Annotated in this window: 19 protein-coding genes; 4 read left to right on the forward strand and 15 right to left on the reverse strand. The window is 30.4% G+C overall.

What is annotated here, in order from left to right; genetic code table 11:
• Nucleotides 1-67: 67 nt before the first annotated feature.
• A complete protein-coding gene (locus tag AT682_RS03630; protein ID WP_002882534.1) occupies nucleotides 68-409 on the forward strand; it encodes a cupin domain-containing protein in 342 nt (113 codons plus the stop codon).
• A gap of 22 nt (nucleotides 410-431) precedes the next feature.
• Here AT682_RS03630 and aspB read toward each other — a convergent pair whose 3' ends face one another.
• The 15 genes from aspB to AT682_RS03705 form a co-directional block, all read right to left on the reverse strand.
• The gene (aspB, locus tag AT682_RS03635) at nucleotides 432-1,598 is read right to left on the reverse strand and encodes a pyridoxal phosphate-dependent aminotransferase (protein WP_002882535.1); all 1,167 of its coding nucleotides are present in this window, start codon (nucleotides 1,596-1,598) and stop codon (nucleotides 432-434) included.
• A 172-nt stretch (nucleotides 1,599-1,770) separates the two neighbouring features.
• Nucleotides 1,771-2,409 carry a serine O-acetyltransferase gene (gene cysE / locus AT682_RS03640; protein ID WP_002883822.1) on the reverse strand — a complete coding sequence of 213 codons (639 nt, stop codon included), beginning with the start codon at nucleotides 2,407-2,409 and terminating at the stop codon, nucleotides 1,771-1,773.
• Nucleotides 2,410-4,245 (reverse strand): biosynthetic arginine decarboxylase, encoded by a 1,836-nt coding sequence (gene speA, locus AT682_RS03645; protein ID WP_032595244.1) that lies wholly within the window; start codon nucleotides 4,243-4,245, stop codon nucleotides 2,410-2,412.
• Entirely contained in the window at nucleotides 4,242-5,468 is a 1,227-nt protein-coding gene (hisS, locus tag AT682_RS03650; RefSeq protein WP_002883823.1) for a histidine--tRNA ligase, read from the reverse strand. The genes speA and hisS overlap by 4 nt, the downstream gene beginning before the upstream one ends.
• Nucleotides 5,465-6,043: a dTMP kinase gene (gene tmk / locus AT682_RS03655; RefSeq protein ID WP_002852526.1), complete on the reverse strand. Its 579-nt coding sequence runs from the start codon at nucleotides 6,041-6,043 to the stop codon at nucleotides 5,465-5,467. Before tmk ends, hisS begins: the two co-directional genes overlap by 4 nt.
• Nucleotides 6,034-6,510: a pantetheine-phosphate adenylyltransferase gene (gene coaD, locus AT682_RS03660; RefSeq protein ID WP_002883824.1), complete on the reverse strand. Its 477-nt coding sequence runs from the start codon at nucleotides 6,508-6,510 to the stop codon at nucleotides 6,034-6,036. The genes tmk and coaD overlap by 10 nt, the downstream gene beginning before the upstream one ends.
• Nucleotides 6,511-6,549: 39 nt before the next feature.
• A complete protein-coding gene (locus tag AT682_RS03665) occupies nucleotides 6,550-7,113 on the reverse strand; it encodes a UbiX family flavin prenyltransferase (protein ID WP_002883825.1) in 564 nt (187 codons plus the stop codon).
• The gene (gene flgA, locus AT682_RS03670) at nucleotides 7,110-7,772 is read right to left on the reverse strand and encodes a flagellar basal body P-ring formation chaperone FlgA (RefSeq protein WP_002883826.1); all 663 of its coding nucleotides are present in this window, start codon (nucleotides 7,770-7,772) and stop codon (nucleotides 7,110-7,112) included. Before flgA ends, AT682_RS03665 begins: the two co-directional genes overlap by 4 nt.
• An 83-nt stretch (nucleotides 7,773-7,855) precedes the next feature.
• Nucleotides 7,856-8,632 (reverse strand): MetQ/NlpA family ABC transporter substrate-binding protein, encoded by a 777-nt coding sequence (locus tag AT682_RS03675; RefSeq protein ID WP_016818251.1) that lies wholly within the window; start codon nucleotides 8,630-8,632, stop codon nucleotides 7,856-7,858.
• A 9-nt stretch (nucleotides 8,633-8,641) separates the two neighbouring features.
• A complete protein-coding gene (locus tag AT682_RS03680) occupies nucleotides 8,642-9,412 on the reverse strand; it encodes a MetQ/NlpA family ABC transporter substrate-binding protein (protein WP_002857015.1) in 771 nt (256 codons plus the stop codon).
• Nucleotides 9,413-9,460: 48 nt separating this feature from the next.
• Nucleotides 9,461-10,234, reverse strand: coding sequence for a MetQ/NlpA family ABC transporter substrate-binding protein (locus AT682_RS03685; protein ID WP_002852410.1), 774 nt, complete (start codon nucleotides 10,232-10,234; stop codon nucleotides 9,461-9,463).
• A 191-nt stretch (nucleotides 10,235-10,425) separates the two neighbouring features.
• Nucleotides 10,426-11,337: a methionine ABC transporter permease gene (locus AT682_RS03690; protein WP_002883109.1), complete on the reverse strand. Its 912-nt coding sequence runs from the start codon at nucleotides 11,335-11,337 to the stop codon at nucleotides 10,426-10,428.
• On the reverse strand, nucleotides 11,334-12,344 hold the full coding sequence (locus tag AT682_RS03695) for a methionine ABC transporter ATP-binding protein (RefSeq protein ID WP_002852619.1): 1,011 nt from the start codon (nucleotides 12,342-12,344) through the stop codon (nucleotides 11,334-11,336). The genes AT682_RS03690 and AT682_RS03695 overlap by 4 nt, the downstream gene beginning before the upstream one ends.
• 4 nt (nucleotides 12,345-12,348) lie before the next feature.
• Nucleotides 12,349-14,961: a valine--tRNA ligase gene (valS, locus tag AT682_RS03700; protein WP_002883110.1), complete on the reverse strand. Its 2,613-nt coding sequence runs from the start codon at nucleotides 14,959-14,961 to the stop codon at nucleotides 12,349-12,351.
• Nucleotides 14,962-14,983: 22 nt separating this feature from the next.
• On the reverse strand, nucleotides 14,984-16,003 hold the full coding sequence (locus tag AT682_RS03705; protein WP_002867971.1) for a hypothetical protein: 1,020 nt from the start codon (nucleotides 16,001-16,003) through the stop codon (nucleotides 14,984-14,986).
• 128 nt (nucleotides 16,004-16,131) lie between these two features.
• On the opposite strand from AT682_RS03705, the gene AT682_RS03710 reads away from it, so the two are divergent.
• From AT682_RS03710 to tpx, 3 genes are all read left to right on the forward strand, one after another.
• Nucleotides 16,132-18,162, forward strand: coding sequence for an ATP-dependent helicase (locus AT682_RS03710; protein WP_002883112.1), 2,031 nt, complete (start codon nucleotides 16,132-16,134; stop codon nucleotides 18,160-18,162).
• Between the two features lie 40 nt (nucleotides 18,163-18,202).
• Complete coding sequence (peb2, locus tag AT682_RS03715) at nucleotides 18,203-18,943, forward strand: AcfC family adhesin PEB2 (RefSeq protein WP_002883114.1); 741 nt, start codon at nucleotides 18,203-18,205, stop codon at nucleotides 18,941-18,943.
• Nucleotides 18,944-19,041: 98 nt separating this feature from the next.
• Nucleotides 19,042-19,569 carry a thiol peroxidase gene (gene tpx, locus AT682_RS03720; RefSeq protein ID WP_002883115.1) on the forward strand — a complete coding sequence of 176 codons (528 nt, stop codon included), beginning with the start codon at nucleotides 19,042-19,044 and terminating at the stop codon, nucleotides 19,567-19,569.
• Nucleotides 19,570-19,750 lie beyond the last annotated feature (181 nt).

Genomic DNA, 19,750 nt, shown 5'->3' on the forward strand with positions numbered 1-19,750 from the left:
AACACAAGTTTATAATTTATATTTTGGTTTTTGCTATAGTTTTATAAAACTAAAAAAAGGAGATTTTGTGAAAATCATTCAATGGAATAGGGCGGAATTTAGCCCAAAAGAAGTGAAAATCAATGTTTTAATTGACAATGAAAAAGGTAAAGAAATTCAAATTTTATTAGCTAAAGATAGTGTGATGAAAGAGCATAAAGCTCCTTTTGCTATACATGTTCAAGTTTTAAGCGGTAAAATTTGGTTTGAAGTGGAAAAGGAAAAATTTGAATTAAATGCTTTAGATATGATAAGCCTAGAGGCAAATGTAGCGCATTCTTTAGGTGGATTAGAAAATTCTATAATAAGATTGAGTTTAAATAAATCAGATAGTATTCAAAGAGTAAATGCTGTGCTTAAAAAGCCTTAAAGTAATTTTAAGGCTTTAGGGCTTAATAAGAAGCAATGAAATTTGCTATTCTTTCTAAACCTTTTTTGATAAGCTCATCGCTTGTGGCATAAGAAAGCCTAAAATATCCATCCATTCCAAAACCTATACCTGGAACAACGGCAACTTTTTCTTGTTCAAGCAATTTTTGGCAAAATTTCATAGAATCTTTTTCTATTTTTTGTATATTTACAAAAAGATAAAAAGCACCTTCTGGTTTATAAACACTGATATTTGGGATTTGTTTAAGCATATCTAAGGCTAAGTTACGGCGTTTTTCAAAGGCTTGACGCATTTTTTCTATATCTTTATCACATTCTCCATTTAAAGCAGGAATGGCCGCATGTTGAGTAATGGAGCAAATATTTGAAGTGCTTTGTCCTTGAAGTCTTTTAACAGCTGAAATTAGGGCTTTATTTTTGCTTGCCATATAGCCAAAACGCCATCCTGGCATAGCTCCACATTTGCTAAGTCCGTTAATGGTCACAGTGCGTTTTAAAGCATCTTCGCTTACACTTGCAAAAGCTACAAAATCAAAACCATCATAGCGAAGTTTTTCATACATTTCATCACTTAAAACAGTGATTTGCGTTCCTTCTAAAACTTTAGCAATTTGAGTTAATTCTTCTTTAGAATAAATCGATCCCACAGGATTTGAAGGAGAATTTAACATTAAAACCTTGGTTTTAGCTGTGATAGCTTTTTTTAATTGTTCAGCGGTAATTTTAAAGCCATTTTCTTCTAAGCCTTCTATAAATACAGGTTTTCCACCTGCAAATTTTACCATTTCAGGATAGCTTACCCAGTAAGGACTAGGGATAATGACTTCATCATCTTTTTCTACTAAGCATTCTATACATTCAAAAAGAGAGTGTTTTGCACCTACATTGCTGATGATTTCATTTGTTTCATAATCAAGATTATTATCTTTTTTAAATTTGGTTTGAATAGCTTTTAATACTTCAGGAATTCCCGCAACAGCAGTGTATTTTCCACATCCTTTTTCAATAGCACTTATAGCGGCATTTTTGATGGTTTGTGGTGTGTCAAAATCAGGTTCACCCGCTGAAAAACTAATGATATCTTCGCCTTTAGCTTTAAGTTCATTGGCAAGTGCAGTGATAGCTAAAGTGATAGATTCTTCTAAAACTTGAGATCTTTTTGTAAGCATTTTTCAATCCTTAATAGTTTTTGTTTAATTTTAGCAGAAAATTGCATTTTTACAATAAATTTAATTTAAAAATGAGTTATAAATTTTAATAAATGTGAAAATTTGTATTAATTTTTTAGGAAAAATTAATACGCATAATAATACATATAATTTTATGTATTATAAAAAATTATTATTTTTGTGATTCATGTTGTTTTAATATAAGATTTTCAAGTTCTAAAATTTTCTTTTCTAGCTTTTCTAGTTTGTCATCGCAATTTGCATCTATAGCTCTAATGTTTTTATTTTTACGCTCTTTGATAATATAAGCAGGAATTCCAACAGCAGTTAAATTTGCACCTACATCCTTAACCACTACAGCATTTGAGCCTATTTTGGCATTTTCTCCTATGGTGATATTGCCAAGTACTTTTGCGCCTGAACCTATGATCACTCCTTTTTTTATGGTTGGATGGCGTTTAGTACCTTTTTCAAGACTTGTTCCACCTAAAGTAACGCCTTGATAAATTAAAACATCATCTTCTATAATCGCTGTTTGGCCTATAACCACTCCATTGGCATGATCTATAAAAACACGCCTTCCAAGTTCTGCTCCAGGGTGTAAATCTACCCCAGTTAGAAATTGTGAAATTCCGCTAATTATTCTGGCAATGCGTTTAAAATTTCTTATGTAAAAAAAGTGTGCAAAGCGGTAATTTACTATAGCCCACATTCCAGGGTAATTAAAAAAAAGTTCTATACAAGAATTAAAAGCTGGATCTTGTGCCTTTGGCTGAGAAAAATCTTCTTTTATAATACCCCAAAAATTCATCTAAACTCCTATGCTTTTTAAATAACCATTATCATTTAAGAAAAGATAAAGTTCCCCTAAAATATGCTTTTTTTGCTTGTCATTTACAAGCTTAGAATTACTTATGCGTTCATTAAGTATATCCATGATAGCGTGTATATCATAGTCTAAATCTTCTAAGGCATCAAGTATGGATTGTGCTTCTATAATCCCCTCAACTTCATAGCCTTTTTCATTGATGCTTATAATAGCTTCAGTAGGATGAGTAAAAAGATTGTGTTTCATTCCAAGTACTTCTTGATAGGCGCCTACAAGGAAAAATCCTAGAAAATAATTTTCTTTTTCTACATCTACATCGTGTAAAAATAAAGGTTTATCTTTAGAGTATGAAATTTCTCCATCGCTATCGCAGGTTATATCCCAAATACTTGCACTTCGAGTCGGTTCTTCATCTAAGCGATCAAGTGGCATGATGGGGAAATTCTGTTCTAAGCCCCAAAAATCGGGTATGCTTTGAAAGAGTGAAAAATTTACCAAATACCTTTCTTGCACTTCATCTTGTATGGCAAGTAAATCCGCAGGATTTTGTTTATCGCCTAAAAGCAAGATGGCTTTTTTCGTAATCAAATGAGTTAAAATTTCAGCATTGGAACGATCTTGCAAATCGACATAGCCCAAATCAAAAAGAGTTAAAATACTCTCTAAATGATCTATGCTATCGTGCAAGTATTCTAAAGCATTGGAAGGTTTTATGCTTTTATAAAGATCGTAAAGCTCATCGATAAGTTTTGGATTTTGTTTTTTAAGTATGAGTTTGTTTTCTGCGTATTCTTGAGAAAAAAGTTCTAATACAGGAGCGATTAAAACAGCGTGATTGGCTGCTACAAAACGCCCACTTTCTATGAAAATATCAGGCTCTAAATCTTTTTTTTGTTCGGCTATGTTTTTTAGGATAAAAACTACATCGTTAGCGTATTCTCTTAGGGTGTAATTTCTACTTTTTTCATTTTTAAATTGTGAGTATTCCACAGCTAAACCACCACCAAGATTGATAGCTTTTAGATTTTTAGCTCCCATTTTTCTAAGTTCTGTGTAAATATTTCCTGCTTCATTTAAGGCTTTTTTCAAGGGATGAATTTCGGTAATTTGTGAGCCTAGATGAAAGTGAATCATGGTAAATTGTTCTAAAAGTTTGTTTTCTTTGAGTAAATTTACCGCTTCTATAAGTTCAGTGGATGTAAGTCCAAATTTAGAATTAATCCCACCACTTTTTGCCCAAATTCCAACTCCAGCAGAATGCAAACGCACGCGTAAGCCTATATTTGGTTTAGGTTTAAAGCGTTCTTTGGCTATGTCTATGATAGCTTCAAGTTCATTAAGTCCTTCTATGGTTAAAGTGATATTATGTCCCATTTCAGCTGCGATAAAGCCTATATTGATAAGTTCTCTATCTTTAAAGCCATTTACGGTAATAGGTGCACCTTCGTTATTATAAGCCATAGCGAGTAAAAGCTCTGCTTTAGAACCTGCTTCAAGTCCGTAGTTATAGTCTTTTCCAAGCTTTACAAGATTTTTTACAAAACCAGGGTATTGATTTACCTTTAAAGGATAAACAGCGTTAAATCCTCCTTTATAGCCAAATTCTTTTCTTGCCTTGTTGAAATTTCCGTAAATATTTTCAATTTGTTTTTGGATAAGATGAGGAAATCTTAAAAGTAAAGGACCCTTATATCCATCATCTCTTAATTCTTTAACTATATCAATAATAGCAGGTTTTTTCTCATGGTTAATACAAACTTTACCATTTTTGATAATAAAATTTTCATTTCCCCAAATATCAATACCATAATCCATCATAAAACCTTCTTTAAGTCTGAAATTTTAATCATTTTTTCTTCTTTTTTTGCTAAATTTTTATAAAACAAACTTTCATTTTGTGCTTCATTTTCTCCCATACAAAGAAAAATTTCAGCATTATTTTTATCCGCGTTTTCGAGATGTTTAGCTAGTTTTCTTGCTTCATAGCTTAAAAGCACTTTATGTTCTTTTCTTAAATTTGTAGCGATATGCAAAAGTTTTTGGATATAAATTTCATCCATAGCACAAAGATAAATTCCTTCTCTTTGGACTTTTTCTTCTTTTTGTTCTAAAATGGCTATAATTCTTTCTATACCCATGGCAAAACCTACACCAAAACCACTTTTTCCATCAAGGTATTCAATAAGTCTATCATATCTTCCGCCCCCAGCAATAGCAGCTTTTGCACCAATTTCATCGCTAATGAATTCAAAAGCCGTTTTAGAGTAGTAATCAAGCCCTCTAACAAGTTTAGAATCTACTTCAAAATCCACTCCATTTTCTTTTAAAACGCTTTGTAAAATTTCAAAATCTTTTTGACAAGATGAGCATAAATTTTGATTTAAAAGTGGAGCATCGTTAAGTAAGCTTTGGCAATGCTCATTTTTACAGTCTAAAACACGAATGGGATTTAAGTTTTTTCTACGCAAACAATCCTCGCAAAAACCTTTTTTGCTATCTAAAAAATGTATTAAATTTTCACGATATTTTGGCATACATTTTAAACAGCCTAAAGAGTTAATCAGTAATTTAAATTTAATATCCAAGCGTGAAAAAATTTCTACTAACATTAAAATAATACTTGCATCTTCATAAACGCTTGCGTTTCCAAAACTTTCAACGCCAAATTGATGAAATTCTCTTAAGCGTCCCTTTTGGGGTCTTTCATAGCGGAACATAGAGCCATGATAAAACCATCTTTTCACACTAGTGTTTTTATCGAGTTTTTTTTCTATATAGGCACGCACCACCCCAGCAGTTCCTTCAGGACGTATGCAAACATGATTTTCGCCTTTATCGATAAATTCATACATTTCTTTACCTACTATATCAGAACTTTCTCCTACGCTTCTTTTAAAAAGGGTGCAAAGTTCTAAATGCGGTGTGTTGATAAAAGTAAAGCCATAGTTTTTAGCTACTTCTTCACAGGTTTTAATCACTTTTTCATAATAATATGCATCTTTATCTAATAAATCTTTCATTCCTTTTAAAGCGTTAATCATTGTAAAAATTCCTTTATTTGTTGGTGTAATTTTTCTTTACTTTCTTTTGCGTCAAGTGTTAAAATTTCTACAGAAATTTTTTCTTTTAAAAAATGAAGCACTTTTTCGAGTTTGTCCTGTACACTTAAAAAATACTCAATGCCACGTTTTTCTATACTATCTAGTTCTTTTTGACTGAGGCGTTCTTGGATAAGGTTTGCATCTCCTTTTAAAAAGATAATTTTTTGTGGAAAAAAATTTTCTAAAGCAAAACTATTTAAAGCAAAAAGCAAATCGTTTTCAAAATCTTTGGCATAAGCCATGCCTGAAATAAAACTTCTATCGCTAATAATGAGTTTGTTTTGATTGGTTTTTAAGATTTCTTCAAAATGTTGAGCACGATCAGCTAAAAAAAGCAAGAGTTCAGCTCTTTTGTTAATAGGATGAGTTTTATTAAGTAAAATTTCTCTTAAATGTTTTCCAAGTTCTGTTCCGCCAGGTTCGAGTGTGAAAATGGCATCTTTGTAAATTTCTTTTAAAAGTGAAATTTGCGTACTTTTTCCTACACAGTCAATACCTTCAAAAACTACATACAAGATTGATCCTTTAAAAAAGGTAGAATTTCTTTTGGAACAAGAGAACTTACATCACCCCCATGTGCTACTATAGAACGCACAATAGAACTTGAAATAAAAGCATGTTTTAGACTTGGCATAAGATAAATGGTTTCCATATCTTCCCAAAGTGCGTGATTTGCATAGCCAATTTGCAATTCGTATTCAAAATCACTCACTGCTCTAAGTCCACGGATTATAGTATTAACTTTTAATTCTTTAGCTAAATCTACAAGCAAATTATCAAAAGCAATGATTTTAACATTTTTTAAATTTTGCGTAGCAAGTAAAGTAAGTTCTTTGCGTTTTTCTAAATCATAGTAAGGTTTTTTATGTTCACTTTTTGCTATGGCAACGATGACTTCATCAAAAATTTTTAAAGCCCGTTTTATAACATCTAAATGCCCGTTGGTAATAGGATCAAAAGTCCCAGGATATAAACAAGTCATTTTTGCTCCAATTTTTTTTAAAAATATAACAAATTTAAACTAAAAATTTTGCCATTTTTCATATAAATTGTGTTTTATTTCTAAAAGATCTAACCATTTGCCTACGATAAAATTTTCCATTTGCTCTAGATTGTTTGCTTTAGAATAGCTTGCGATAATAGGAGGTGCGATAATAACTCCCATTTGGCTAAGTTTTAGCATGTGTTCTAAATTTAAAGTAGAAAAAGGCATTTCGCGTACACCTAAGATGAGTTTTTTTCTTTCTTTTAAGGCTACTGCTGCAGCACGCATTAAAAGAGTGTCTGCAAAACCAGCGTGAATTTTTGCTAAACTTGAAATCGAACAAGGAGCAATAATAGTTTTTTCTATTCCAAAAGATCCACTTGCTACACTTAGACTTAAATTTTTATCATCTAAAAAATGAGTATATTTAAAATTTTCTTGACACATTTCTTCTAAATTTGCTTGATTTTCAGCTTTGAAGCTAAGTTTTGCACCTTGGGTTAAAATACAATAAAGTTCGCATTGATTTTCTAAATTTTTTAATAATTTTAAACCTAAATTGACACTGCTTGAACCAGAAATTCCTAATAAAACCTTCATTGTATAATCATCCTATTTTTACCCACTACGATGCCTTGCATAACTTTACCTTCTTTGTTTTTTGCACGAATCCTTTCGCCCATATTTGCACTTTGCAAAGCCACAAGTTCGATTAAAACATCAACATTTGCTTCGCTTAAAACCCCGATTATAGGATCATTTCGGCGTATTAAAGCTGTGGTTTTAAACATATTTGCTCTTAAAATGGCGTTTTTGTTAATATTGCTTTTAGCTACAAGATTATCCACATCATCTAAGGTTAAGGCATTTAAAGGAACTTTATCAAAATCAATCAATACGCTTTTATAGTCAAAAGCTCCAAGTTTATCTCCTCTTTTTATAGCGCGTTTGCTTTTTAAAACTTCTAAATTTGCTTGAATGAAATATCTAAAAAATACATTTTTTTGTATGTTTTGCGGAGTTTTAAATTCAGCCTTTAAAAAGCCTTGTGCTTGATTAAAACGCCCATTAGCGATTCTTAGAAATTCATATTGATCAAAATCTTTAGGCAGTGATGTTATTTTTAAATCAATTTGAGAAATTATAATTTTAGGAAAATTATTTCTAAATTCTTTAGCTAGTGCTGTTTTGATTTCTTCTAAACTAGCTGCTTGGATATAATTTATCACAATAAAAAAAGTTAAAAAAATAATTTTCATTTTTATCCTAAGAATTATAATGCAATAAATAGTATTTTAGCTTTTATAAGTTTAACAAAGCCTTTAGAAGGCTTTGTATAGAGTTAAAAAGTAGGAATAACAGAGCCTTTGTATTTTTCTATGATGAAATTTTTAATTTTATCGCTTGTTAAAATTTCTTTAATAACAAGACTTTTTTGACTTGTTTCTTCACCTTTTCTTGTAGCTAAAACAATAGCATATAAACTGTCTTTATCTTCTATAAAAATACCATCTTTTAAAGGGTTTAAACCTGCTCCAAGAGCATAGTTTGTGGTAATAACAGCCAAATCAGTATCATTTAGGGCTCTTGGAAGTTGTGCGGCTTTAAGCTCTATAAATTTAAGATTTTTTGGATTTTTACTTATGTCAATAGGGGTTTTAAGGGTGTTTTGACTTTTAAACTCTATTAAATTTGCTTTAGCTAGCAAATCAAGGGCTCTGCTTTCATTGGTAGCATCATTAGGTATAGCGATTTTAGCACCATTGGGAATGTCTTTTATATCTTTTATGGAGTTAGAATATATAGCCATAGGAACTAAAACAATAGCACCTAAAGAACTTAAATTTGTTCCTTTGTGGGTATTAAAATCATCTAAAAAAGGTTTATGCTGATATAAATTTGCATCTAAATCTTTTTCATTTAAAGCGATATTAGGTATATTATAGTCATTAAATTCCTTAATTATTAACCTCCAACCTTTTTCTTGAAATAAGGGTTTGGAGAAATTTAAAATTTCAGCATAAGGCGTTGGTGTTGCACCTATGATTATGGTTTTATCTGCTCCAAAACTAAGGCTAATTGTAAATAAAACACTTAAAAATATTTTTTTAATATTCATGCTATACTCCTAAAAAGCTGGGATTAATATATCTTTATAATGTTCATTAATGATGGCTTTAAATTTATCGCTTCTTAAAATTTCATCAATTACTTTGGTCTTTTCGCTATTTTTATCTTCTGAGCGTACCACAACATAATTTACATAAGGGCTATTTTTATCTTCCCTAAAAATAGTATCTTTACTTGGATTCAGACCGGCTCCAAGTGCGAAATTAGAATTAATTATAGCAATATCAACATCATCTAAAGCTCTTGGAAGTTGTGCGGCTTTAAGCTCTATAAATTTAAGTTTTTTTGGATTTTTGTTTATGTCCAATGGGGTTTTTAGAGTATTTTTGTTAAGCTCTATTAATTTTGCTTTCTCTAAAAGCTCTAAAGCTCTACTTTCATTGGTGGCATCATTAGGTATAGCAACTCTAGCACCTTCTTTAAGATTTTCTAAATTTTTGATTTTTTTACTATAAACTCCTACTGGAGCTATAAGTACGGGCGTTGTTGCAATTAAATTTGAACCTTTCTTTAGGTTGTATTCTTCTAAAAAAGGTTTGTGTTGATATAAATTTGCATCAAGCTCTTTTTCCTCTAATGCACGATTGGGCAAAATATAGTCTGAAAATTCTACTATTTTAAGCTCATACCCTTTGTTTTTAAAATCATCTTTCATTAGTTCTAGTAAGCTGCCAAAAGGATTTGGAGTGGCTCCTATAGTAATGTTTTGTGCAAATAGACTAGATAAATTTAGAATGCAAGCGAGTATAATAATTTTAAATAAATTCATAAAAACTCCTTTGTATTTAAGAAAAAAGTCCCTAGGTAAGGGACAAAATTAAAAAGCAGGTAAAACAGATCCGTTGTATTTTTCTATGATAAATTGTTTGATTTTATCACTTTGTAGAGCTTGGATTAAGGCTTTGATTTTTGGATCGTTTTCATGTCCCACTCTTACAACAAGAATGTTTGCATACGGGCTTTCTTTATCTTCGATAAATACGCTATCTTTTGCAGGATTTAGATTTGCAGAGAGAGCGTAGTTGGAATTAATTACAGCAAAATCAACATCATTTAAAGCTCTTGGAAGTTGTGCGGGCTTTAATTCTACAAATTTAATTTTTTTAGGATTGTCTATAATATCAAGAGGTGTTTTTAAAGCCTTATCTTTAAATTTTACCAAACCTTTTTTTGCAATAATATCTAAAGCTCTACTTTCATTGGTTGGATCATTTGGAATGGCGATTTTAACCCCTTCTTTAATATCATCTAGACTTTTGTATTTTTTGGAGTAAACAGCCATAGGTTCTATGTGTATGGCAGCTACTTTGATAAGTTTGGTGCCTTTGTTTTTATTAAATTCTTCTAAATAAGGAGTATGTTGGAAAAAATTTGCATCGGCTTCTCCGTTATCAACAGCTAGATTAGGTAAAACATAATCTGTAAATTCTTTGATTTCAAGTTTATAACCTTGTTTTTCTAAATCAGGTTTTACTTGTTCTAGGATTTCAGCATGAGGGACGGGAGTTGCTGCAACTGTGATGGTTTCTAATGCATTTGCATTAAGACTTAATGTTAAAATACTTGCTATAAATAAAGATTTGATTTTCATTTTTTTCCTTTTTAGTCATTTTGTGCTTGCTTTAATCTTAATAAATTCACTCTGACTATCAGGAAGAAGCATATAAAAACTTGTTGATAGTCAGATTAACGCATCTGATACATCATTTTAATTCCTTTAATTTTTTGTTTAAATTTTACTTAAAAAAACTTATATTTATCTTAAAAAGAGATATAATCTCCTTATTTTTTGAAACCTTTATAAAGTAAACTTCCTAAAAATAGGATAAAAACAATTGCTTGCCAAAAGAAATTTTCATCATTTTTTATATTGATAACTATACTAACTCCAAGTAAAATCAATAGAGTGGCAATGATATATGTAGTTTTACTATTTTTAGCCCAAGTATAAAATAAATTACCTAGAATTTGAACTAACTGAACTAATATAAGTAAAATAACTACAGTTTGAATCATAACTTCTTTGTTAAATCTTTCATAACCATAGCGAATAGCGACATCTCCCAAACCTCCACCACCGACAGTTCCAGCAAGAGCAGAAAAACCAATGGTAAAGATCAAAGTTAGGGTAATTCCGCTAATTATAGCAGGAAGGGCCTCACTAAAGATAACCTTGAAGATAATTTGAATATTGCTAGCACCATAACTTTTTGCTGCTTCTATGATTCCTTTGTCTATTTCTTTAAAAGCGCTTTCAAGCATCTTTGCCAAATAAGGAGCTATTCCGATAGCTAAAGGAACTATGGCAGCATTTGTACCTATGCTTGTGCCTACTATGATTTTAGAAAGTGGTAAAAGAACAACTATAAGAATTAAAAATGGAAAGGCGCGTAATATATTGGTAATAAAATCTAAAATACTATAAGCGATTTTATTTTCTTTAATTCCATTTTTATCCCAAATAGCAAGTAAAATTCCAGGAATGATAGCCAATAAAAATCCAAATAGTACAGCCATTAAACTCATATAAATTGTTTCATTAAGTGCAGGTTTTAAAATGTTTTCATAATTTTCACTGAAACTTGTAATAGAACTTAAACTCACTTCTTTAATATCCTGCCAAGAAAATTCATTAAAAAATTGAGAAATTCTACTAAAAAAAGCACTGATGATAGAGATGTTTTCTTCATTCATGATGCCACCTCCCATAATACTCCACTTTTTTCTATGTAATCAAGAACCTTGTCTTTATCCTTTTCATTTATATTTATAACTAAATTTCCCAAGGCTTTTCCATTCAGTTTTTCTATTTTACCCCAAACTATGTTAAAGTCTATATTTAGAGTTCTTGCCATATGAGTGATGACGCTATTTTGGGCAACTTCTTTTGGAAAGTAAAGTTTGATATTAAGTCCGTGCTCAGGCAAGAAGTCGCTTTCTCCTAAAAATTCTTTCATTTTGGCATTAGGCCTTAAAAAAAGCTCATCAATTGCTCCACTTCCTATGATTTGTCCATGTTCAAGTAATAAAGCTTTTTGAGCTATGTCTTTTACCACATCCATTTCGTGAGTTACTAAAACAACAGTAATCCCAAATTCAGCATTGATTTTAGATATAAGCTCTAAAATATTTTTTGTAGTGTTTGGATCAAGAGCCGAAGTAGCTTCGTCACTAAGTAAAATTTTTGGGTTTAAAGCTAAGGCTCTAGCAATAGCAACGCGTTGTTTTTGCCCTCCGCTCAGTTCTCTTGGGTAGGATTTGTTTTTATGATCAAGCCCTACGATTTCAAGTAAGGAATTGACTTTTTGGGCAATTTCTTTTTCGCTCATGTATTCTTTATTAAAAAGCTTGGCATGAAATTTACACTGAGTATAGTGTGTTCTTAAAGGCATAGCAACATTTTCAAATACATTTTTGCGCTCCATTAGGGCAAAATTTTGAAAAATCATCCCTATATCTTTTCTAAGCATTCTTAACTCTTTTGATTTTTTTTGACTTAAATCTTTAATTTCTTGATCAAAGACTTTTAAACTTCCTTCTTGATAATTCTCAAGTCCATTAATACATCTTAAAAGAGTGGATTTTCCAGCTCCACTATGACCTACTATGGCGTAAATTTCACCCTTTTTAATCTCCAAAGAAACATCGTTTATCACGAGTTCCTTGCCATAATATTTTTTTAAATTTTTTATTTTTATCAAATTTTTAACCTCTTAGATTTTGAAGTTCAACTGATATTTTTTCAAGTTGAATTTTTAAATTTTCTAGAGCTTCTTTATTTTGCTCAACCACCTCTTTAGGTGCGTTAGCGATGAATTTTTCATTTGAAAGCATGGAGTTAAGCTTGAAACTTTCTTTTTCAAGCTTATTTTTTTGATTTTCAAGTCTTGTTAAAATACCACTTAAATCAACATTTTCAAGCGTAATAAAAATTTCTAAATTCTCGCTAACATCACATATTGCCTTTGGTAATTTTTCTTCACTAAATTCTATTTGCTCGCACTTTGCGAGCATCATGATAAAATTCATATAAGCTTTGATTTCATCTTTGATTTTTTTATCGTTAAATTTGATATAAGCTTTTTCTATTTTAGAATTTCCAAGATCGATTAAACTTTTAGCACGGCGGATACCAACTATGCTTTCTATGAGCAAAGAAAAGATTTTTTCTATATTTTTATCTTGTTCTTTAAATTTTGGATATTTGCTTATCATAATAGAAGGGCTTGTTTTAAGTTCTGTATCGCTTAGTTTGTGGTATAAATACTCGCTGATAAAAGGCATGAAAGGATTTAAAAGTTTTAAAGCTTCTTTGAAAATACTACCAAGTTCTTTAACGCTTGATTTTTCGGCTTTGCTAAGCTCTATACCCCAATCGCAAAAATCATCCCAAAAGAATTTATATAGAGTATTAGCTGCATCATTAAAGCGATAATTGTCTAAATTTTCTCTTACATCCTTAACACAAGTTTGAAATTTGACATAAATATATTTTGCTAATTCTGAATGAAGTGTGATATTTTCCAAATCTTCAAATTTACTTTCATTTAAAAGCAGATAATTTGTAGCATTATAAATTTTATTTGTAAAATTTCTAACTTGTAAAAGTTTATCATTGCTAAGTTTAATATCGCGTCCTTGTATAGCAAGAAGTGCTAAAGTAAAGCGTAAAATATCAGCACTATATTCTTTAATGCTTTCATTTGGATCGATGACATTTCCAAGGCTTTTGCTCATTTTTCTACCTTGCTCATCTTTCACAAGAGCATGTAAATAAATATCTTTAAAAGGAAGTTGATGTAAGGCATTAGTGCTTTGAAACATCATTCTAGCCACCCAGAAAAATAAAATATCAAAACCTGTAATGAGTAAAGAATTGGGATAAAAATCTTTTAAATCCTTTTCAGACCAAATTTTATCTTTACCCCAATTTTCATTCCCCCAGCCTAGAGTACTCATAGCCCAAAGTCCTGAAGAAAACCAAGTATCAAGTACATCTTCATCTTGTTTGAAATTTTGACTTTGACATTTTGGACAAGTTTTAGGCGTATGTTGGCTTGCCCATTCATGAGAGCATTCGCAATAATACACAGGAATTTGATGCCCCCACCAAAGTTGTCTTGAAATACACCAATCTCTTAAATCTTTCATCCAAGCATTAAAGCTATTTATCCAGTGATTTGGGTAAAATTTACTTTCTCCAAGCGCAACTTTTTCTATACTTTCTTGGGCGATTTCTTTTTTTACAAACCATTGTTTGGAGATATAAGGTTCAACTATATTGTTGCAACGATAACAATATCCTATTTGATTGTTATACTCTTCTATTTTTTCTATAAAACCAAGACTTTCAAGTTTGGCTACGATTTTTTCTCTTGCTTCTAAGCGTTCTAAACCTTGAAACTCTAAACAATGTTCGTTTAAAATTCCTTTTTCATCAAAAACACTTATAAAATCTAAATTATGTCTAAGTCCTACTTCATAATCGTTCATGTCATGAGCGGGAGTAACTTTTACAACTCCTGTTCCAAATTCTTTTTCTACATGTTTATCGGCTATGATTTTAATGGCTTTTTTGCTTATAGGCAAAATCACTTCTTTGTCCACAAATTTAGCATAGCGTTCATCATCAGGATGCACCATAACTGCAGTATCGCCAAAAAAAGTTTCAGGACGCGTTGTGGCTACTACTAAAAATTCATCGCTATCTTTTAAAAAGTATTTAATATGATAAAGTTTTCCTTTGTTTTCTTTGTATTCAACTTCTATATCACTTAAAGCGCCATCATGAGTACACCAATTTATCATGTAGTTTCCACGTACAATAAGTCTTTTATCATAAAGTTCTACAAAGGCTTTTTTTACGGCATTAACCAAACCTTCATCCATAGTAAAACGCAAGCGACTCCATGCAGGAGTGATGCCTAGAGTTCTCATTTGGTCTAAAATTTTTCCACCGCTTTGCTCTTTCCACTCCCAGACTTTTTCTATAAATTTCTCTCTACCTAGTTCTTCTTTTTTAATGCCTTGAGCAAGGAGTTGTTTTTCTACAACATTTTGAGTGGCAATACCTGCGTGATCAAGCCCTGGTTGATAAAGAACCTTATAGCCATCCATTCTTTTATAACGCGTCATAATATCTTGTAGAGTAAAAGTTAAAGCATGTCCTATGTGTAAAACTCCAGTGACATTAGGAGGAGGCATCATAATGCAGAAATTTTTATCTTTTTCTTGTATGGTTTTATTGCCATCGATTTCAAAATATCCGCGTTCTTCGCAAATTTGATAATACTCTTTTTCTAAATTTTTATCATACATTATTTGCCTTTATTGTTTTAGCTTATTTAATAGAGCTAATTTCTATAATTTCACAAAACGGGAAGAAATATTGTGCTGTATTAAGTCCAGTTTTCAAACTTTTGATATGTTTAGAAAAATCACTTCCTTTGCCGTCTTTTTTAATTTGAAGTTTAAGTCTTTCTAAAATTTCTTCACGTGCTACATGTTCATTTAATTCTTTTGGATTGTTTAAATATGGGCTTAATCTATCTAAACTAATATATTTATAAGCTTTTTTCATATCTGAAAAGATAATTTCTTTGTTATAGATAGTTAATTTCATTTCCCCTTTTGGTAGCATTTTAACAAAAATACTTAGATAATAATCTTTTGCATTATCTTGTATAACGCTTAGCATATCTTTTAACAGATTGATTCTGTATTGGCTTAAAAATTTTCCATCTAAAATGTAAACTTTCATATTTTCTGTGCTAAGCTCAGGTTCTAAACGACTGTTTTTTCCTATGCTTAGATACTCTCTAGCGGTATTTAGATATTTATTTTTGTTTGATTTGTTTGATTGAAGTTCTTTTTTTACAGCTCTTTCTCTTTCTAAGATCTTTTGTTGTTTGCTGATTTCTTTTTTAAGAGCTTCTATTTTGGCTTGTTTATTTTCTTGTTTTAATTTTTCTTTATCCGTATCTAAAATTTGCTTATTTTCATTTGTATTAATATTATTACTTGTATTGGTGTTATTATTTAAGCTTTGATTGTTTTCGCTTATTGATGTATTAAATGTATTGTTATTTAAGCTTTGATTTTCATCTAATAGGTTTGTTTCTTGCTTTTGGATGGTATTGTTATTAATATTTATATCTGATGAACTATTGTTGGTTTGGATCGAGGGTGAATAGGAATTATCGTAGTTATTGGTATATGATTTTTGTTCGGTGTAAGTGTTGGTATTTAAGGTGTAATTCTTTGGTTTTGAATATTCAAAAAGATAATAATATGTTCCACCTAATATCACAATAACAGCAATTAATATGCCAACAATAATAGAAAAAATTTTCAAATTCATTTGCTATCCCTTAAAAACAGAAAGTTAAATAATTTTAGCATTGTACTATAATCTAATATAAAGTAATTTTAAATTTTTATATTTTTAAGTAATTTTTTTTTATAATTTTAACTTTTATAAGGAAAATAATGCCACTTTCAAAATTAAATAATGAACAATATCTTGCTGCTACTGCTGATTTTGGACACAATCTTGTTATTGCAAGTGCAGGGACGGGAAAAACTTCTACTATTGTTGCAAGAATTTCTTATCTTTTAAGCAAGGGAGTGGCACCTCAAAAAATCATGCTTTTAACTTTCACAAATAAAGCCAGTAAAGAAATGATAGGGCGTTTAGGGAAATTTTTTGATAAAAATATTACCAGTAAAATACTTGCAGGAACTTTTCATAGTACGGCTTATACCTTACTTAGAAATGCGGATAAAAATATAGCCTTAAAGCAAGCAAGCGAGTTAAAAACTCTACTTAAAAGTGTCTATGAAAAAAGAACTTTTAGGCATTTAAGTGATATAAAACCTTATCAATCAAGTTATTTATATGATCTTTATTCTTTGTTTCAAAACAAAGCGCACAATCAAGATTTTTATACTTGGTTTTGCCAAAACTACGAAGATCAAAGTATTTATGCTGAAATTTATGAAGATATTTTAAAAGAATATGATAATGAAAAAAAGCGTTTTAATTATGTAGATTTTAATGACTTGCTTATCAATCTAAAAGATCTTTTAAAAGAAGAAAAATATGAATTTGATGAAATTTTAGTAGATGAATATCAAGACACAAATACTTTGCAAAGTTCCTTAATAGAGGCTTTTCATAGTAAAAGTTTGTTTTGCGTAGGGGATTATGATCAAAGTATTTATGCTTTTAATGGAGCGGATATTAATATCATAGGTGGGTTTAAAGATCGTTTTAAAGATGCAAAAATTTTTTCTTTAAATAAAAACTACCGTTCATCAAGAAGTATTTTAGCTTTGGCTAATAAAGTGATTTTAAATAACGAAAGATTATATCCAAAAGAACTTATTGTTACAAGAAATGATGAGTTTAAAGCCCCATCTTTGCTTACTTTTGAAGAATTATTTGATCAGTATCAAAATATAGCCAAAATGATACTTACAAGCGGAGTAAGTTTGGAAGAAATTGCCGTGATTTTTCGCAACAACTCAAGTGCTGATGGGGTTGAAGTAGCTTTAAGGGAGCAGGGCATTGCAAGTGTGAGAAAGGGAAGTGGAAGTTTTTTTGAAAGTTTAGAAGTTAAAGCTTTTAGCTCTATGCTTGCTCTTGTGGTAAATCCTAAGGATATTATGGCTTTTATTCATTTGGTTCAATACACCAAAGGTGTGGGTGGGGTTTTAGCAAAAGAAATTTTTGACGCACTTTTAAAATTAGGGCATGGAAATTTAATAAAAGGTTTTTTAAATCCTGATAAAAATGTAAATTTGCAAAATCATCAAAAAAGAAATTATCAACTTGGGCTTTTTGCGGATTTAGAAGAATTAGCCAGCGAAACTCGTTTTAAATTTGAGAGTGAATTTGATGCACATCCTATTTTAAAACTTTCAAAAATCAATGATTTATGTGCTAGAAATTTAGAAAAAATTTATCTTTTTTTAAAAAAAGCTATGGAAATAAAACATTCTTTGACTTTGGTAAATTTAATTTGTGAAAATTCTTTTTATAGAGAAATTTGTGAAGAACTTGCAACCAAAAGAGCAACAAATAAAGCAGGACAAGTGGATTTATTAAGAAAGAGTGAAAATTTAGAAAAAATAGAAACAAAATTCAATGTCTTAAAAGAGCTTACAAAAAATTATAGCGATATTTATAAGTATTATAATTTTCTAACTTTAGGTGCAAGTGAAATGAGTAGTGGCAAAGGAGTTAATTTGCTTAGCGTACATGCAAGTAAGGGCTTGGAATTTGATCTTGTTTTTGTGATTGATCTTGCGCAAGGTCGCTTTCCTAATCAAAAGCTTATGGGAATGGGTGGAAGCTTAGAAGAAGAAAGAAGGCTTTTTTATGTTGCAGTAACTAGGGCAAAAAATATACTTTATTTAAGCTATGCTAAATATGATAAAAATAAAAAAACTTCTTTCGCCCCTTCTCGTTTTCTTATAGAAGCAGGGCTTTGCAAGGGAGAGTTAACTATAGATTGATAAAATTTCCTTTATATTATTATAAAGAAAGGTTTATTTTATGAAAAAAATATTAATTTTAAGTTTAGCAGCAGCAAGTTTTTTAAATGCTGAAATTTTAGTTTATGGTCCAGGTGGTCCCGCTCCTGTGCTAAAAGAGCTTGCTTTAAAATTTGAAGAAAAAACAAAAGAAAAGGTGATTGTAACCGCAGGTCCAACTCCAGCTTGGATAGACAAAGCAAAAGAAAATGCAGATTTGATTTTTTCAGGCAATACTTCAATGATGGATGATTTTGCTAAAAAAATTCCAAGTTTAAGTTTGGAAAATTTAAGCGTTTTAAATGTGCGTCCATCAGGTATTATCGTGCGTCCAAATAATCCAAAAAATATTAAAAATTTTGAAGACATTTTAAAAGATGACATAAATGTTATGGTGGTTGATGGCGCAGGACAAGTTGGACTTTATGAAGATATGGCTTTAAAAAGTGCAAAAAGAGAAAATTTGGTAAAATTACGTAAAAATATAAAAATTTATGCTAAAAATTCCAAAGCTGCTGTAGATGAGTGGAATAACAATCCAATTATTGATGCTTTAATCATTTGGTCTCATTGGGCAAAGGCTTTAGGCGATGATAAAGCTTTATTTATCAAAGATAAAAATGCAGTGATTTATCGTGCAGCTGAAATTGCTCCTACAAAAAAAGGTTTAGAAAATAAAAAAGCTTTAGAATTTGTAGATTTTATTAAGAGTAAGGAAGCTCAAAAAGTGTGGAAAAAATATACTTGGAAAGAAGTAAAATAATTTTGAGTGAAATTAAAAAATAATTAATATTTATAGGATATAATCACTCCTAAAACATTAATTGCAATAATGTTTAAAATATCAAAAAAGGAAATTAAATGAGTACAGTAAATTTTAAAGGAAATCCTGTAAAACTTAAAGGAAATTCAGTAGAAGTTGGAGCAGATGCTCCTAAGGTAAATCTTAAAGCTAAAGATTTAAGCGTGATTGAAATCGGTGCAGCGGGTAAAACTCAAATCATTTTAAGTGTTCCAAGCTTAGATACACCAGTTTGTGCTACAGAGGCTAGAGAATTTAATAAAAAAGTAGCCAGTTACAATGGTGCTGAAGTGGTTGTAGTAAGTATGGACTTACCTTTTGCTATGGGAAGATTTTGCAGTACGGAAGGTATTGAAAATTTAAGTGTTGCAAGTGATTTTGTGGCAAAAGAATTTGGTGAAAAATATGGTGTTTTGATAAATGAAGGTGCTTTAGAAGGGCTTTTAGCTCGTGCCGTATTTGTGATTAAAGAGGGTAAAGTGGCATATAAAGAACTTGTAAATGAAATCACAGAAATGCCAGATATTGCAAAACTTGATGCATTTTTTGGTGGTTCTAGCTGCTGCGGTGGTTGTGGTTGCCATTAATTTTGATTAAGCCCATTCTTAGGGCTTAATTTTTATATCTTCATTTTTTTATTATTTTAAGTTGATTATATTTTAATTGTTAAGTTGATTATTTTTAATATTTATTTTGTGTAAGAATAATATAAAAAGGACAATAAAACTCCTATAAAATAGAGCTTTAAAATTATTATTTTTATTAAAA

The organism is Campylobacter jejuni, from assembly GCF_001457695.1.
GTDB lineage: Bacteria > Campylobacterota > Campylobacteria > Campylobacterales > Campylobacteraceae > Campylobacter_D > Campylobacter_D jejuni.

Coding starts and splice junctions, on each gene's coding strand:
- cysE (WP_002883822.1), bottom strand. CDS start 2,409: ATGAATTTTTGGGGTATTATAAAAGAAGATTTTTCTCAGCCAAAGGCA.
- AT682_RS03675 (WP_016818251.1), bottom strand. CDS start 8,632: ATGAATATTAAAAAAATATTTTTAAGTGTTTTATTTACAATTAGCCTT.
- speA (WP_032595244.1), bottom strand. CDS start 4,245: ATGATGGATTATGGTATTGATATTTGGGGAAATGAAAATTTTATTATC.
- coaD (WP_002883824.1), bottom strand. CDS start 6,510: ATGACTTGTTTATATCCTGGGACTTTTGATCCTATTACCAACGGGCAT.
- aspB (WP_002882535.1), bottom strand. CDS start 1,598: ATGCTTACAAAAAGATCTCAAGTTTTAGAAGAATCTATCACTTTAGCT.
- valS (WP_002883110.1), bottom strand. CDS start 14,961: ATGTATGATAAAAATTTAGAAAAAGAGTATTATCAAATTTGCGAAGAA.
- AT682_RS03680 (WP_002857015.1), bottom strand. CDS start 9,412: ATGAATTTATTTAAAATTATTATACTCGCTTGCATTCTAAATTTATCT.
- hisS (WP_002883823.1), bottom strand. CDS start 5,468: ATGATTAACGCTTTAAAAGGAATGAAAGATTTATTAGATAAAGATGCA.
- AT682_RS03710 (WP_002883112.1), top strand. CDS start 16,132: ATGCCACTTTCAAAATTAAATAATGAACAATATCTTGCTGCTACTGCT.
- AT682_RS03685 (WP_002852410.1), bottom strand. CDS start 10,234: ATGAAAATCAAATCTTTATTTATAGCAAGTATTTTAACATTAAGTCTT.
- AT682_RS03690 (WP_002883109.1), bottom strand. CDS start 11,337: ATGAATGAAGAAAACATCTCTATCATCAGTGCTTTTTTTAGTAGAATT.
- AT682_RS03705 (WP_002867971.1), bottom strand. CDS start 16,003: ATGAATTTGAAAATTTTTTCTATTATTGTTGGCATATTAATTGCTGTT.
- peb2 (WP_002883114.1), top strand. CDS start 18,203: ATGAAAAAAATATTAATTTTAAGTTTAGCAGCAGCAAGTTTTTTAAAT.
- tpx (WP_002883115.1), top strand. CDS start 19,042: ATGAGTACAGTAAATTTTAAAGGAAATCCTGTAAAACTTAAAGGAAAT.
- AT682_RS03665 (WP_002883825.1), bottom strand. CDS start 7,113: ATGAAGGTTTTATTAGGAATTTCTGGTTCAAGCAGTGTCAATTTAGGT.
- flgA (WP_002883826.1), bottom strand. CDS start 7,772: ATGAAAATTATTTTTTTAACTTTTTTTATTGTGATAAATTATATCCAA.